Annotated in this window: 12 protein-coding genes; 7 read left to right on the top strand and 5 right to left on the bottom strand. The window is 46.1% G+C overall.

Annotation, left to right across the window (positions count from 1 at the left end):
- Position 1: 1 nt before the first annotated feature.
- Positions 2–922, top strand: a complete 921-nt coding sequence (locus tag MHI52_RS20470) for a hypothetical protein (RefSeq protein WP_405157545.1) — start codon at positions 2–4, stop codon at positions 920–922.
- A 246-nt stretch (positions 923–1,168) separates the two neighbouring features.
- On the opposite strand, the gene MHI52_RS20465 is transcribed toward MHI52_RS20470, so the two are convergent.
- On the bottom strand, positions 1,169–2,041 hold the full coding sequence (locus MHI52_RS20465) for an AraC family transcriptional regulator (RefSeq protein WP_036674928.1): 873 nt from the start codon (positions 2,039–2,041) through the stop codon (positions 1,169–1,171).
- A 685-nt stretch (positions 2,042–2,726) separates the two neighbouring features.
- Here MHI52_RS20465 and MHI52_RS20460 point away from each other — a divergent pair.
- The 6 genes from MHI52_RS20460 to MHI52_RS20435 all read left to right on the top strand — a co-directional run bounded on the left by MHI52_RS20460 (position 2,727) and on the right by MHI52_RS20435 (position 9,638).
- The gene (locus tag MHI52_RS20460; protein ID WP_390925873.1) at positions 2,727–3,911 is read left to right on the top strand and encodes an LLM class flavin-dependent oxidoreductase; all 1,185 of its coding nucleotides are present in this window, start codon (positions 2,727–2,729) and stop codon (positions 3,909–3,911) included.
- Positions 3,912–4,125: 214 nt separating this feature from the next.
- Positions 4,126–5,400 carry an ABC transporter substrate-binding protein gene (locus tag MHI52_RS20455; RefSeq protein ID WP_282320830.1) on the top strand — a complete coding sequence of 425 codons (1,275 nt, stop codon included), beginning with the start codon at positions 4,126–4,128 and terminating at the stop codon, positions 5,398–5,400.
- Positions 5,401–5,403: 3 nt separating this feature from the next.
- Complete coding sequence (locus tag MHI52_RS20450; RefSeq protein WP_017687487.1) at positions 5,404–6,276, top strand: carbohydrate ABC transporter permease; 873 nt, start codon at positions 5,404–5,406, stop codon at positions 6,274–6,276.
- Positions 6,277–6,325: 49 nt separating this feature from the next.
- Positions 6,326–7,141: a carbohydrate ABC transporter permease gene (locus MHI52_RS20445; protein ID WP_036674932.1), complete on the top strand. Its 816-nt coding sequence runs from the start codon at positions 6,326–6,328 to the stop codon at positions 7,139–7,141.
- 113 nt (positions 7,142–7,254) lie between these two features.
- Positions 7,255–8,472: an MFS transporter gene (locus MHI52_RS20440; RefSeq protein WP_036614537.1), complete on the top strand. Its 1,218-nt coding sequence runs from the start codon at positions 7,255–7,257 to the stop codon at positions 8,470–8,472.
- A 278-nt stretch (positions 8,473–8,750) separates the two neighbouring features.
- Positions 8,751–9,638, top strand: a complete 888-nt coding sequence (locus MHI52_RS20435) for a cell wall hydrolase (RefSeq protein WP_235431594.1) — start codon at positions 8,751–8,753, stop codon at positions 9,636–9,638.
- 121 nt (positions 9,639–9,759) lie between these two features.
- Here MHI52_RS20435 and MHI52_RS20430 read toward each other — a convergent pair whose 3' ends face one another.
- From MHI52_RS20430 to MHI52_RS20415, 4 genes are all read right to left on the bottom strand, one after another.
- Positions 9,760–10,470 (bottom strand): ABC transporter permease, encoded by a 711-nt coding sequence (locus MHI52_RS20430; protein WP_282320831.1) that lies wholly within the window; start codon positions 10,468–10,470, stop codon positions 9,760–9,762.
- Positions 10,467–11,312, bottom strand: a complete 846-nt coding sequence (locus MHI52_RS20425; RefSeq protein ID WP_253501708.1) for an ABC transporter ATP-binding protein — start codon at positions 11,310–11,312, stop codon at positions 10,467–10,469. Before MHI52_RS20425 ends, MHI52_RS20430 begins: the two co-directional genes overlap by 4 nt.
- 138 nt (positions 11,313–11,450) lie before the next feature.
- On the bottom strand, positions 11,451–12,386 hold the full coding sequence (locus MHI52_RS20420) for a LytTR family transcriptional regulator DNA-binding domain-containing protein (protein ID WP_282320832.1): 936 nt from the start codon (positions 12,384–12,386) through the stop codon (positions 11,451–11,453).
- 322 nt (positions 12,387–12,708) lie between these two features.
- Positions 12,709–13,479 carry a hypothetical protein gene (locus MHI52_RS20415; protein ID WP_282320833.1) on the bottom strand — a complete coding sequence of 257 codons (771 nt, stop codon included), beginning with the start codon at positions 13,477–13,479 and terminating at the stop codon, positions 12,709–12,711.
- Positions 13,480–13,604 lie beyond the last annotated feature (125 nt).

The following is a 13,604-nucleotide window of genomic DNA, read 5'->3' as shown; positions in this document are numbered from 1 at the left end:
TATGAGGCAACGGGGCAAGCTGGTGGGTATGGCGAAATGGGCTATTCTGGCTGTGGTGTTGTGCCTGCTGCTTCTGTCCTGGATGTTCAAATGGTTCTCGGCAGAGGAACACAAAGCGACCTGGCTGTGGGACGCGTCCATTATTGCAGAGCAGACACCTGAGATTATTGCTTTCTCCAAAGAACAGGGCGTCGATACCATCTTCCTGCAAATCCAGGATGAGTTGCCTGACTCAACATACCGCAAATTCATTGCGGCTGCCCGACAGGCTGAGATTGAAGTGCATGGACTTAACGGTCATGCAGACTGGGCCTATGAGGAGAAGCGGGATGAAGGACTTGCTTTTATCGAGCGAGTAAGAGCATACAATGCAGCTTCGGCCAAGAATGAACGCTTCCAAGGTATTCAACTGGATGTGGAGCCGTATCAGTTGAAGCGCTGGGAGAACGAGGAGAGCAGCGTCATTGCAGAGTGGCAGAACAACATGAAGGCCTGGACAAAAGCCGGCGAGGATGCCGGACTGTACATGAGCGCTGCCATTCCTTTCTGGCTTGATGCCCGTCAGTCGGCTGAAGGAGGTACATTCAGTCGCTGGGTGATCTCCCACTTTGATGCGGTGGCCATTATGGCTTACCGGGATAGTGGGCAGCAGATGTATGATCTGTCCAAGGAAGAACTGGACGAAGCGGATGATCTCGGCAAGAAAGTCTGGATCGGAGCGGAACTCGCGGATACACAAGAGGGTGATCACCTGACCTTTTTCCGTAAACCGGTTAGCAATATGAATGAAGAGATGGCAAAGGTGTTTGATCTGGGTACCTCTCATTCTTCATTTGCAGGTGTGGCTGTGCATCATTATGAAGCATGGTATGCCAAGGAGAACGGTATTCCGCTTGCGCGCAAGGATGAAAAGAAGGAATAGCGTTAGGTCAACGTAAAAAAGTTTCTAGTTTCAGGTAGTACGTGTAGTCAAGACTATAGTATAGAAAGAAGGCAAGTCCCGGGTAGATGGGGCTTGCCTTTTTGGTGGTGGATTTCGTAATGGGTTTGGCAGCACTATGATGTGCAGGATATGAAACTCAGGAGTCCGTTGTACTTTGGTAGAGGCAACATCTTACACACAGTACACAAGGCATGGAGTATAGGCTGAGGAGCGAAAGTCGCTCCCTCATTCTTTCGTGCTCTCCGCTGTGCGATAGCGATTGGGCGGCAGACCAACTTGCTTTTTGAACGCTTTAGAGAAGGAGAACAAGTCCGGGTAACCTACCGAATGAGCCACTTCAGTTAAGCTTAGCGGCGTCTGCACGAGTAGACGTTTGGCTTGGGTCATTTTCAATTGCTGGATATATTGCACAGGGGACAGACCATAGGCTTTGCGGAACTGTTTGGCAAAATGGGTTCGATCCACACCCGCATGAGCGGACACACCTTCCACGGAGATGCCGCCTGCAAAATGAATGTCCATGTATTCCTTGCCTTTCTGGAGCCAAGGTGTAGCTGAATCCGGTTGCAATCCTTTGGTTGCGGGGGAGCGGGCAATCCGGTCGAATAGAGTTAGAAACCGGGTGAGTCGTCCCAGATCACTCGCTCCGTCCTGCGGTTTGCGAACATCCTCCATGAATGAGCGCATGGCACTTGCAGTCTCCGGGGTAAGTACACCTGAACGGTATGGTGAGTCGGGTGTAAGTCCAATTCGGGAAAGCAGTTCGGCTGCATGTGCACCATCAAAGGCAATAAATATTTTCTGCAACGTATCCTCGGGGTCCGTCCAGTACTCATGGGTAACATGTGGAAACAGACAGAACGCATCCCTGGCACGAAGGGCGTGACGCTGTCCGTTCTGTATGAATGTACCTTCCCCCTCCAGCACAAATAGCAAATAATAATAAGGTGTAGTGCGCGGGCCAATATGATAGTTGGTCTTGGCTATATTACGGCCGATGCGGATCGGCCAGGCGCCACCAGCTTTCTCGAATTCAGATGGAGTGAAGAAAATAATATCCAAAAACTCATGGTGGTCCTCCTTCATGCTCTCGGTCATCAGGAACACCTCTTTATTATATAAGTATCGTTTGTACATTCTAAAAGTTTCGCTTATAGATGTAGTTCAAAAAGTCCACTTTTGATTACGAATCATGCCTAGTGGCATCATCAACAACGAAGCTGAAATTCAGCCGAAATAAGCGGGAGGCTTACGAAGAATGTTTCCTTTGGAAACATTGTGGTTGCTCACGTAGTTTTCCTACGCTCCGCTACTCCATTTCTAACTTCATTCCATCTTCTCGGTACTGAAAACCAGACTTTTTGAACACATATTTAAACCTATTATACAGGTGGGTTTTATATATATTCAAGATCTGGAAGACCTAAATCTGAGAAAAGACCACAAAATGACAAAATAAAATTGCCGCGAAATGACATTGATCATAGACAAATCAATTGTTATGATGTCCATACCTATTAAACCAAGTTAATTAATCGGTATTTGATTCTGAATATGTCTAATAAATCAATTTAAAGAATGACACGACAACGGAGGGGACAGAAAGGACCTGAAGAAGCGAAGCGTGCGCCTTTGTCACCGGATTTCCCCATGAAAGGGGAATGAGAAGAAATCTGGGGACAAGAGTGCTCGAAAGGTTTTCTGTAACCGAAGTGCTTGAGTGAAACATTTTTAGAGCAATTTATCATAGAAGGGACTGACTTTTGTGAGCGAACAGGAAGATATGAAGTTTGGATGGTTTTTGCCTACAGCAGGGGATGGTAAGTATGTAGGGGTTGCCCCGGAGCGGGAGCCGAGTCTGGATTATCTGGTCGATGTGGCACAGACGGCGGAGAAGGCAGGATTCGAATTTGTATTGATTCCGACAGGGGGAGCCTGTCTGGACGCGTGGGTGGTTGGCTCGGCTGTGATGAGTCACACAAAGACATTGCGTCCCCTGGTCGCTATTCGCCCGGGACTGGTTACACCCGTACTCGCTGCACGAATGGGAGCGGCACTGGATCAGCTCTCTGGTGGTCGCGCCATGATCAATGTGGTGACAGGCAGTTCCGTTCGAGATCTGGAGGAACTCGGCGATCCACTGGCACATGCGCATGATGAACGGTATGTGCGGGCGAGCGAGTATATGGAAGTCATGAAGCGTTCATGGACCCAATCGACGGGCTTGAATCTGACGGAGTTTGCCGGAAGTGGTTCAAAATCTGGTGCAGACGCACCCAGCGATCCTAATCCTGAATTCAACGGCCAGTATTATAATTTCAAAGGACCGGTAGGCATGCCGGAGACGGTGCAAAATCCGCATCCACCATTCTATCTGGGAGGAAGTTCTCCGATTGCCAAGAAGGTCGCTGTTGAACATGCGGATACGTTCCTTATGTGGGGCGAGCCTCATGACTGGATTCAGGAGCAGATCGAAGAGATTGAGGTCATCCGTCAGCAGGTGAAAGAGGAAACGGGACAAGATCGTCAGCTCCGTTACGGCATGCGTGCTCAGGTACTCATTCGGGATACCGAAGAAGAAGCATGGGCAGCAGCTTGGGAGATTATTAGCAAAGTACCACCAGAAGCGATCGAGAAAGCCAAAGCCGCTTTTGCCGAGACGGATGCAACCAACCAACGCAGACAGAACGAGCTACGGGAGCTGTCCGAGAAGCAGCAGTTTGTCGTAGGACCCAACCTGTGGACAGGCTTGTCCGTTGTGCGTTCCGGCGGTGCGATCCTCATTGTAGGTACAGCCGAACAGGTCGCAGAGCGTTTGATGGAATATGGAGATCTCGGCGTTACGACTTTCATTCTGTCCGGTTACCCGCATCTGGAAGAGGCCGAAATTTTCGGCCGGACTGTGATGCCGATCATTCGCGAGAAATGGAAAACAAGACAGAAACAGCATCAAGTTACTACTAACTAAGTAAGTTTAACTAATCTTTTTATACGAAAACGGAGAGGACAGAAATAACGTGAAGAAGCGAAGCGTTCGCCTTTATCCCCGGATTTTTCCTTTTATAAAAAGGAATCAAATAAATCTGGGGATAACAGCGATCGGAAGGTTATTCTGTCATCGGAGTGGTCAGTATAAACATTCTTTAGTTAAAATATCAAGCATCCTCAGGAGGTCGTCTTTCATGAAAAAAAATAAAAAATTAATCCTACCGCTTGTCAGTATGCTGGTGATGTCCATCCTGCTGTCAGCTTGCGGCGGCGGGGATAACACGTCATCTGGAGAGAACGGCTCCTCGGGTTCAGGTAAAGTTACGATCAGCTTCATGCACTGGCGTGGAGAAGATGTGGAAGCACTGAACAAAACCATTGACGCTTTTGAGACAGCAAATCCGAACATTAAAGTGGAGATGCAGACACTGCCCTCCGATCAATATCAGTCCACCGTACAATCCAAAATCAGTGACGGTTCGGTAGGGGATGTATTTGCTTCCTTCCCGGGTGCACAGTTCGAAGCTTTCACCAAAGCCGGCTTGTTCACGGACCTGACCGGATCATCGTTTCTGTCGGCCTACAATTCAAAGCTGATTGAATCAGGACAGCACGATGGCAAGCAATATGCGATCCCGTATCAACTCGTATATAACGATCCAATCTATAACGTAAAACTGTTTGAACAATACGGCTTGACGCCACCAACCGATTGGGAAGGCTTCCTGGCACTTTGCCAGAAGCTGAAAGACAATGGTATCATTCCGATTGCCTTTGCCGGAGCGGACATTGGCCCAGGGCAATTCATGAATACGATGGTGATGAACAATGCACCGAGTGACGACATTTTTACCAAAGTAGAAGCTGGCGAAGCCAAACTGACGGATGAGTTTTGGGTGAAAACATTGACTCAAATCAAGGAACTGAACGATAAAGGTTACTTCCAACAGGATGCACTGGGTACGAAAGACCCTGCGGCTGGCGCATTGTTTATTCAAGAAAAAGCAGCGATGCTCGCAAGTGGATCATATCAGTTGGCTCAGAACAAGCAGCAGAATCCTAATCTGGAGCAAAAACTGCTTGCACCAATTACAGTAAGTGCAGATCAAGCGAAGTATGAAGGGGTGCATACGACCACATTCATGCTCGCCGTGAACAGCAAGTCTAAACATCCGGAAGAAGCGAAGAAGTTCCTCGAATTCCTGAGCAATCCGGAAGTGGCGAGCGAGTATGCCAACCAGACTGGACAAAATGTAACGGTGAATGATGTGAAGTACGACACGCCTGAGCTTCAGGTAGCCGGAGAATGGGCAAGCAAAAAAACCGTGTTCCAGCCACGGTTCACCATCCTGAACGGAGACAATCAAAAAGCAGTAACCAACTCCATCCAGGCTGTACTGAGCGGCACTTCTCCAGAAGAAGCAGCACAGCAGGCACAAGCGATCATTGATCAGCATATCGGGAAATAAACGATGAAAAACCGTCTTCAGCTATCCCTGTTTCTGATCCCTGGGTTGCTGCTGTACGTTGGATTGTTCGTATTTCCTACATTGACGGGGCTGTTCTATTCCTTTACGGACTGGGATGGGGTATCCCCGTCGTATGCATTTGTAGGGCTGGATAATTACAAGGACAGTCTCAGCAGCATCGTATTCCGCAAAGCCTTTGGCAACAACGTGGAGTTCATGTTAACGGTTGTTATTGCACAAACCTTTATTTCACTTGTCCTGGCTCTACTCTTGGTACGTAATACCAAGACACGCATCGTGCTTCGGGCATTGTATTTCCTGCCTGCGATTCTGTCCTCCGTATCGGTTGGACTGATCTGGGCATTTATGTATGATCCATCCATTGGATTGATCAACTATGGACTGAATGAAGCGGGTATGAGCAGCATCGCTCGCAACTGGATTGGTGATCCCAAGATCGCCATCTATTCCATCGCTGCGGTGCAAGTCTGGGCCCACGCTGGCCAGATGATGATTGTATTTATCGCGGGTCTGCAAGGCATTCCGGCAGAACTGTATGAAGCGGCTCGTATGGATGGCGGCAGCAAATGGCAGGTATTCCGTACCGTGACCTGGCCACTGCTGGCACCTTCGGCAACGATTGTTGTGGCCTATACGACGATTCAGTCGTTCAAGGCATTTGACCTCATTTTCACAATGACGGACGGAGGGCCGAACTACGCAACTGAAATTTTGACAACATATATCTATCATACCGCCTTTGGCAGCTATTCATTTGGTCTGGCTTCTGCCGGTTCCATGATCTTCCTGGTGTTGCTCGCGCTCTTGACGCTGTTGCAGTTCAAGGCACTGCGTGCCGACCGGGTAAGTTATTGAGGTTGATGTTGGAGCATTCATCCTGCAATCGAGGCAGAAGGGAGTTCACATGTTTTTAAAATGGTTCAATCGCCTGATCTTATTGGTGTACGCGCTGCTGATTCTGGTGCCGCTGTACTTTGTGTTTGTATCCTCGTTCAAAACAAGCAGCAATTTCTTCACCAGTCCATTCAGCTGGCCGGACCCGTTTACGTGGGATAACATCACTGGCATGTTCCGCAATCAGCCGATGTGGCAATATTTCGGAAACAGTCTGGTCGTGACGCTTGGTACGGTTGCCATTGAGTTATTGCTGAGTAGCATGATTGCTTACGCCATTGTCCGCTGGGGCGGCAGTGTAGGCAAAATTGTATTTGCTCTGTTCGTAGCAGGGTTGATCGTTCCATCCCAGGTGAGTATGCTGCCGATCTATTCCCTTACGCGTACCCTCGGCTGGTCGGACAGTCTCACGGGCCTGATTGTCGTATCCGCGGCTATGCTGATGCCTGTCTCAGTATTTATGCTGACAGGTTTCATGCGCATGCTCAATTCGGAGATTCTGGAAGCGGGCAGTATGGATGGGGCCAGCGAATGGAGACTCTATACGCGGATTGCACTGCCACTGGCTGCACCTTCGCTGGCGGCAACGGCTACGTTCCTGCTCGTCATGGTCTGGAATGACTTGCTTATTCCGATGCTGATGCTCAGCAGTAAGTCCAAGCTCACTTTACCGCTCGCACTTATGCAGTTCCGCGGGGAATACGTGACGAACTACCCGATGATGCTTACAGGTGTGCTGGTAACGGCCATTCCGATGATTGCGTTGTTCCTTCTACTCCAGCGTTACTTTGTAGCAGGTCTGACAGCGGGTTCACTCAAGGGGTAAGGTATCGCAGAAATCGGAAGGAAAAGCTTATTTTGCATTGATTTCTGGAGCATTCTGCATAATAATGATTTAGTGTCAGAATGACTACATAGAGATCAAGGGAGCTATAAGTGATGAGCAAACTGGAAGTATTGCGGAATCCCAAGCAGCGCAAGCTGCTGTTTAGTGCCGGCATGAGCTGGCTGTTTGATGCGATGGAAGTTGGTATGATCTCCTTTATCGTGGCTGCACTTGCCAAGGAATGGAGTCTCAGTCCCGGACAAGTCGGTGTGCTTACGAGTATTAACTCCATCGGTATGGCATTAGGTGCTTTGCTTGCAGGTGCACTTGCGGACCGTTTTGGACGGAAGGCCATTCTGATGTGGACCTTGTTAATCTTTACGATTGCAAGCGGTCTGTCTGCATTGGCGACTGGATTTGCGGTATTGTGTGCACTGCGTCTGGTTGCGGGTATTGGACTTGGTGGAGAGCTGCCCGTGGCATCCACACTGGTATCGGAGTCGATGCCTACAGCCGAACGGGGACGTGCCGTTGTATTATTGGAAAGTTTCTGGGCAGGAGGCTGGATTGTATCGGCGCTCATTGCCAACTTTGTCATTCCGGAGTACGGATGGAGAATTGCTTTTGCCATTGGTGCGCTTCCGGCGTTCTATGCACTGTATCTGCGTCGTGCCATTCAGGACCCGCCGCGGTACAAGAATCATACCAAGCTTCATAAAATCACGTTCCGCGAGAAAGTGGCTACCGTCTGGTCAGCACCACATCGCCGTACAACGTTGATGCTCTGGATTTTGTGGTTTACCGTCATTTTCTCTTATTATGGAATGTTTCTGTGGCTACCTTCGGTTGTGATGGCAAAAGGATTCACGTTGGTTAAAAGCTTCCAATACGTGCTGATCATGACGATTGCACAGTTGCCAGGTTACTTCACCGCTGCGTACTTTATTGAACGTTACGGTCGCAAGTTCGTACTGGTTGTGTATCTTACCTTGACTGCATTCAGTGCGATTGCGTTTGGATTGGCTACAACGGAAGCGACGATCCTGACCGCAGGAATCTGTCTTTCCTTCTTCAATCTGGGAGCCTGGGGTGGTCTGTACGCCTACAGCCCAGAATTGTATCCGACTTCCGTTCGTTCGACAGGTGTTGGCCTTGCCACATCGGTTGGCCGAATCGGTGGCGTACTGGCTCCATTAATGGTCGGTATGCTGGTTCAACGCGAAGTGGCAATCAGCCTAATTTTCACGATTTTCTTCGTGACAATCCTCATTGGCGCAGCAGCTGTACTGTTCTGGGGCCGGGAAACGAAGGGTCAGGAACTTGCTGAGTAATTGTCAATAAATACAACGCAACTTTTGTACGGGTCTGCCTGCCTACGGAAATAACGGGTTGGACAAGCGGTATATGGTTGATACAAGAAGGGGTGTGACCATGGTGTGACCATGGGCTCATGCCTCTTTTTGTTATGTTCGGTGTCGTTTTTTCACTGCGTCATCGGTCCGATAGACTTCATTTTTTCTATATCCTATAATGACACTCGGGATGTCCAACCGTGAGGATTCAGGAGGAAGATGTGGGATCTGGATTCAGAAAAGTGGAGGTTAATGGAATGATGAAGAATAATATTGGAATGGATCAACCGAATGAAATCAATGAAAAGAATATGATAAGTGAATTAGATAGCGTAAGTGAGATGACAGAGATGAAGGGGGGAAGCCATATGAACAGTAATGAACGGACTACAGTTGATAGCACAAATGAGGGGCTGAATCCATTAACGTTTGCTGACAACATGGAACCTATCACTGTCAGTCGGAAAGTCACTCATGGGAAGGGTAACATGGCTGGCAAAAGAGCAGGGCGGGTCAGTATGCTTCTCGGTGCCTGCGCATTGACTCTGGGCTTGACCGTGGCAGCTCCTTCTGCGGGAGCACAGAAGTTGGAACAGGGCGTTCGCAGCGAGCATGTACTGCAATTGCAGGAGCAATTAAGCGATCTGGGGTACTTTGACGCCGGAATGACTGGATATTACGGTACCATCACCAAAGGTGCTGTCCGCAAGTTCCAGCAGGCGCAGGGACTGAGTGCAGACGGTGTTGCTGGTCCAGCGACGCTGAATAGGCTGAACAAAAAGGCCAAAGCCGAGGGCGAGACGCTGCGCCAGTTGGCGAAGCTGATCCACGGTGAAGCGCGCGGGGAGTCTTTTGAAGGGCAAGTCGCTGTAGGAGCGGTTGTGTTGAATCGGGTACATTCGAGTGAATTCCCGTCGTCTATTTCGAAGGTTATTTTCCAGAAAGGGCAATTCACGGCTATAGATGATGGGCAGTTTAATACCAAGCCAACCCAGACTTCTTACAGGGCTGCTCGTAAGGCATTGAATGGCGCTGATCCGACAAACGGAGCGCTCTATTATTACAATCCGAAGATCGCCACTTCGGTGTGGAGTAAGAGCAGGCCAACGCTGCTGACTATTGGGCAGCATGATTTTACGAGATGAGTTAAGTTGAGATAGGTAGTGTAACATTTGAAATGGTAATGGTGAACCTCGGCTGTACGCTGCTGAATGCAGACGTGTACCGGGGTTTGTTTTATATTTTGGTTGTGTAGGCGAGGAGTGGCTACTCATCCTTTAACCGCCGTTGATACAAAATAACAGACACAATCGTTAATACAACCGTCCATATCAAAATAATGAGGAGAGGTTTTAAGAGGTCTCCAATTGTAAAGCCTGTATGGGGTATATTTAGCAAAGTCACAAGTTGAATGCTTGGTGTATAATCCAGCATTTTAAAAATCGGGAAATCTCCAAACAAGATTGTTGCAACAGGAGGAGCAGAAAATACCATTGCTGCAGGAATGATTGCTAATGAAGCTTCAAGGACCGTTTTAGAGAATAAACCACATATCGTTCCTACTGCTGTGTATAGAATTATTGAAAGAATGATTGCAATTGCAAATGCCCATATACTAGGTGGCTCATAGCCTAATATATACGTAGCAATAGCCAGAACAATAGCAGACATGACAAAGACTAAGGTGCTTTTACCAACTAATACATCCATCGTTGTGGCTGGAGTCATCATTAATGATCGTAAGGTATTACGTTCCTTTTCTTCCGCGATCAAACATGCTTGTGCGAAAGAGGTTAAGAGCACAAACGAAATATTTAGAAGAAAACCTATTGCCCCAGGGAAAGAAGGGCCTGCAGTGCGAAAAAGAAATGCGAATAGAATCGGAACAAGCAACATGATGGAAATGCCATAATTGCGTGAAAACTCTTTGTAGTCCTTTACAAATATTGCTCGCGCACGTTTTAACGAGATACTCATAACAGTTCACCTCCTGTCACTTTAATAAAGATATCGCCTAAACTTGGCTCTTTCGATTCCAATCGCTCGATTAAGCCTCGCTTCATCCAATCGGCAATTTGCTCAGCCGTTCCTTCATTCATCGGGAGCTCGTAGGTTTCCCCGTTTACCAATTCTACACAAACGACGTTTTCCCGATGCTGTTTTCTAAGTGCCTTAGGCGAGCCAATAGCTTGGATTTCACCTTGATACAAAATCGCTACACGGTCACATAACAATTCTGCTTCTGACATATCGTGTGTCGTTAGAAAAATTGTTGTCCCTTTCTCATTTAAGTAGCGTAGCCCTTTATAAATATGTGTGGAGTTTACCGGATCCAAAGCTGAAGTAGGTTCATCTAAAAATAATAATTCCGGCTCATGGATAATTGCGCATGCCAGCATAACACGCTGACGCATCCCTTTCGATAAGTGGATGACTTTCTTTTTGCGTTCTTCGCTTAAGTTTACAAACTGCAATACTGTATCGATCGAAGTTTTAGGAAGGTCATATAATTGGCGATACAACTCCAGATTTTCATCTATCGATAATCTTTCATATAGACCACTGTTATCTGACAAAATACCAAAGCGCATCTTCTGTGCAGACTGATGCATCATCGCCACTGGCTGGTTAAATACAGTTGCCTGTCCACTTGTCGGATTTAATTGCGCAGTTAAAATCTTAATTAAAGTTGTTTTTCCAGAACCACTTGGACCCAGGAAACCTAAAATTTCACCTTTTGGAATTGAAAAAGATACTTCTGATAATGCATTCTTATTTTCAAATCTCTTTCGAATACGTTCTACTCGGATAACATCCATGCATATCACTTCCTTGGAGTTGATGACTTAAGCATATAAAGATTACATGCCTCCAACCATCGAAATCCGCCGAAATGTAGCTGTCAACGGCTGAACGGTACCATTAGTTGCTTGATTGAATCGATATTTCCCTGGAAATCAAATGTTAAGATGTGTTTTTAATTCTTGTAATTTTGAACGAGATAACGGAACAATCGCATCTTGTCCTGTATTTAATCGCAAGCTGTAGCTATTTTTCGTCCATGTAATAATCTCTCTTACCTTCTGTAGATTAACAATATAGGATCGATGACATCTAAAAAATCCGAAGTTAAACAATTTCTGCTCGAGCTCGGTCAGCGTCAGCGCACAGATAAAACTTTCTCCACCTACATGGACAAGAACTGAACCATCCATACTTTCTATGTAATCAATTTCAGGCGGATTAAACAAAATCACTTTGTCATTTTTTTTCGTATAAATCTTCTGCAGGGTTATATTGGCTCGATCTTGTTCCTGCACTGTTTGCTTGTCCTCTTCTGAATCACGAATATCCAACAGATGAAATCCGGATTCATTCAGACGATAAATTGAATCACAGGAAATCATAGCATCCTCTAAATTAGAAGTTAAAATTAAAATCTGTATTTGTTTCGAAAGATCATCTAAAATCCGTTTAAACTGGCGACGATCTTGTTCTTCCAAATAAAAATAGGGTTCCTCCAGTACCAGTGTAGGCTGATGTGCAAAATAAACGCGCAGCAACGTCACATACATTCTTTTTGATGGGCTTAGATGCTTGATTTTTACCTTCTGTTCTTCTTTCAAAGCGAAATAATTCAATAACATAGTGGCACGATCATTCCGCTCTGTTACGTTGATTAGAAAAGTGATTAATTCTTCCACCGTTAATTGTGTATACTCGTTTTGTTGAGCTCGAAGTATGTAATATTGGGAACGATCCTGCAGTTGATTCATTAAAATCTGTTTTCGCTTCAAGTCTGTTATAATGCCAATCGATTGGTTACATGCCATATTTAATTCGATTTTGGGTAAAAATAGTTCCCCATCATGATACACTGGTTGAAATTGCATCTTGTCCTCCTGGTCATCACTGCTTTTGGATAATATGTAACAATTATAATGTTGAAGTTATTTTTTGTCAGCTTCAATTGAGATGATTTAGATCCTCGATCAGGCATATGAATAATGAGTCTCCAGAAATCGGTTGGACGTAGCAGCATTGCATACGAAAAGCGATTGGATACCATGGATATATAAACAAAAAACCACTCCAAATGAATGAACTGCATTCCAATTGTTAGACACAACTACCAATTGGAGGTGCAGTTCAATGAATTAGGGTGGTTTTTAGAGTAGTAGTTTTGTCGTAATGAGCGATGGAGCTGTGTTTACACTACTCTTGAAGAGCAAAAGGAATTTTCAACAAAGTGGGCTCTACAATGGTTTTTCCAGTATCGTAGTCATAGACTTTGTTGAACACAAGTTCAATGGATTCCAACTTATCAGGGTCATCGGTATATACCAAACCGTAATTGGTATTATCAATAACTACGCCATCATACTGATTATAGACATATGATTTTCTCATAAAATTGCGATCTGCGGAGATCGGCTTTCCCGTGTTTGGATGAACGGAGTTTAAGCCGTAAAAACCGATATTCTGATCGGTTGTATTTTCCACAGTGTAGAGGATATTGATATAAGTGATCTTGGAACCGATATCTTCCCGATTTAGAATGGAAATGTTTTTCTGTGAATCCTCAGGAATGTCACTAGCCTCTAATAATTGGGCATGAACAATATGAATGGTTAGTGGGCCACGTTCAAAACGTGTATTCAGAGGCACAGACTTTAGTAATTTCAGATTCCCGCCATAATCAAATATTCCTGTATCGCCAGGTTTGGATAGGATCGGTGACACAACACTTTCAAATAGCCTGTTCTGAAGACTGCTGGCGGCCTGCTCGAATTGATCGAGTTCTGGCTCCCATCCATTATAATTGCGCTCGGACCGGAAAGGTTCTAAACCGGTTTCCATGACTTGTCCAGGAGAAGCATCCATAGGCTGTATTTGGTTGATTTCTAGTTGTGTAGAAGTGGCATAATTTGAGCTGTCTGAGCTGCCCAGAAGTGCGATAGCGAGCAGTAATTGAACAATAAACATAGGATGAGACACCCTTTCTCTCTAAAATAAAATTAAATAAGATCATCAACCCACCTAGTTGTTATCTGAAAATAATTTGGGCTGATATGGTATTGGTGGAATAGATTTACGGTCAAAGTAATAAT

The organism is Paenibacillus sp. FSL H8-0283 (genome assembly GCF_045040675.1).
Classification (GTDB): domain Bacteria; phylum Bacillota; class Bacilli; order Paenibacillales; family Paenibacillaceae; genus Paenibacillus; species Paenibacillus amylolyticus.
The sequence above is the reverse complement of the archived record's forward strand: the minus strand, read 5'-3'. Positions and strand labels throughout refer to the sequence as shown.

What these genes read in the sequence shown, in the direction of transcription:
- MHI52_RS20445 (WP_036674932.1), top strand. Translation starts at nt 6,326, where the DNA reads ATGTTTTTAAAATGGTTCAATCGCCTGATCTTATTGGTGTACGCGCTG.
- MHI52_RS20435 (WP_235431594.1), top strand. Translation starts at nt 8,751, where the DNA reads ATGATGAAGAATAATATTGGAATGGATCAACCGAATGAAATCAATGAA.
- MHI52_RS20460 (WP_390925873.1), top strand. Translation starts at nt 2,727, where the DNA reads ATGAAGTTTGGATGGTTTTTGCCTACAGCAGGGGATGGTAAGTATGTA.
- MHI52_RS20425 (WP_253501708.1), bottom strand. Translation starts at nt 11,312, where the DNA reads ATGGATGTTATCCGAGTAGAACGTATTCGAAAGAGATTTGAAAATAAG.
- MHI52_RS20415 (WP_282320833.1), bottom strand. Translation starts at nt 13,479, where the DNA reads ATGTTTATTGTTCAATTACTGCTCGCTATCGCACTTCTGGGCAGCTCA.
- MHI52_RS20470 (WP_405157545.1), top strand. Translation starts at nt 2, where the DNA reads ATGAGGCAACGGGGCAAGCTGGTGGGTATGGCGAAATGGGCTATTCTG.
- MHI52_RS20440 (WP_036614537.1), top strand. Translation starts at nt 7,255, where the DNA reads ATGAGCAAACTGGAAGTATTGCGGAATCCCAAGCAGCGCAAGCTGCTG.
- MHI52_RS20430 (WP_282320831.1), bottom strand. Translation starts at nt 10,470, where the DNA reads ATGAGTATCTCGTTAAAACGTGCGCGAGCAATATTTGTAAAGGACTAC.
- MHI52_RS20420 (WP_282320832.1), bottom strand. Translation starts at nt 12,386, where the DNA reads ATGCAATTTCAACCAGTGTATCATGATGGGGAACTATTTTTACCCAAA.
- MHI52_RS20455 (WP_282320830.1), top strand. Translation starts at nt 4,126, where the DNA reads ATGAAAAAAAATAAAAAATTAATCCTACCGCTTGTCAGTATGCTGGTG.
- MHI52_RS20450 (WP_017687487.1), top strand. Translation starts at nt 5,404, where the DNA reads ATGAAAAACCGTCTTCAGCTATCCCTGTTTCTGATCCCTGGGTTGCTG.
- MHI52_RS20465 (WP_036674928.1), bottom strand. Translation starts at nt 2,041, where the DNA reads ATGACCGAGAGCATGAAGGAGGACCACCATGAGTTTTTGGATATTATT.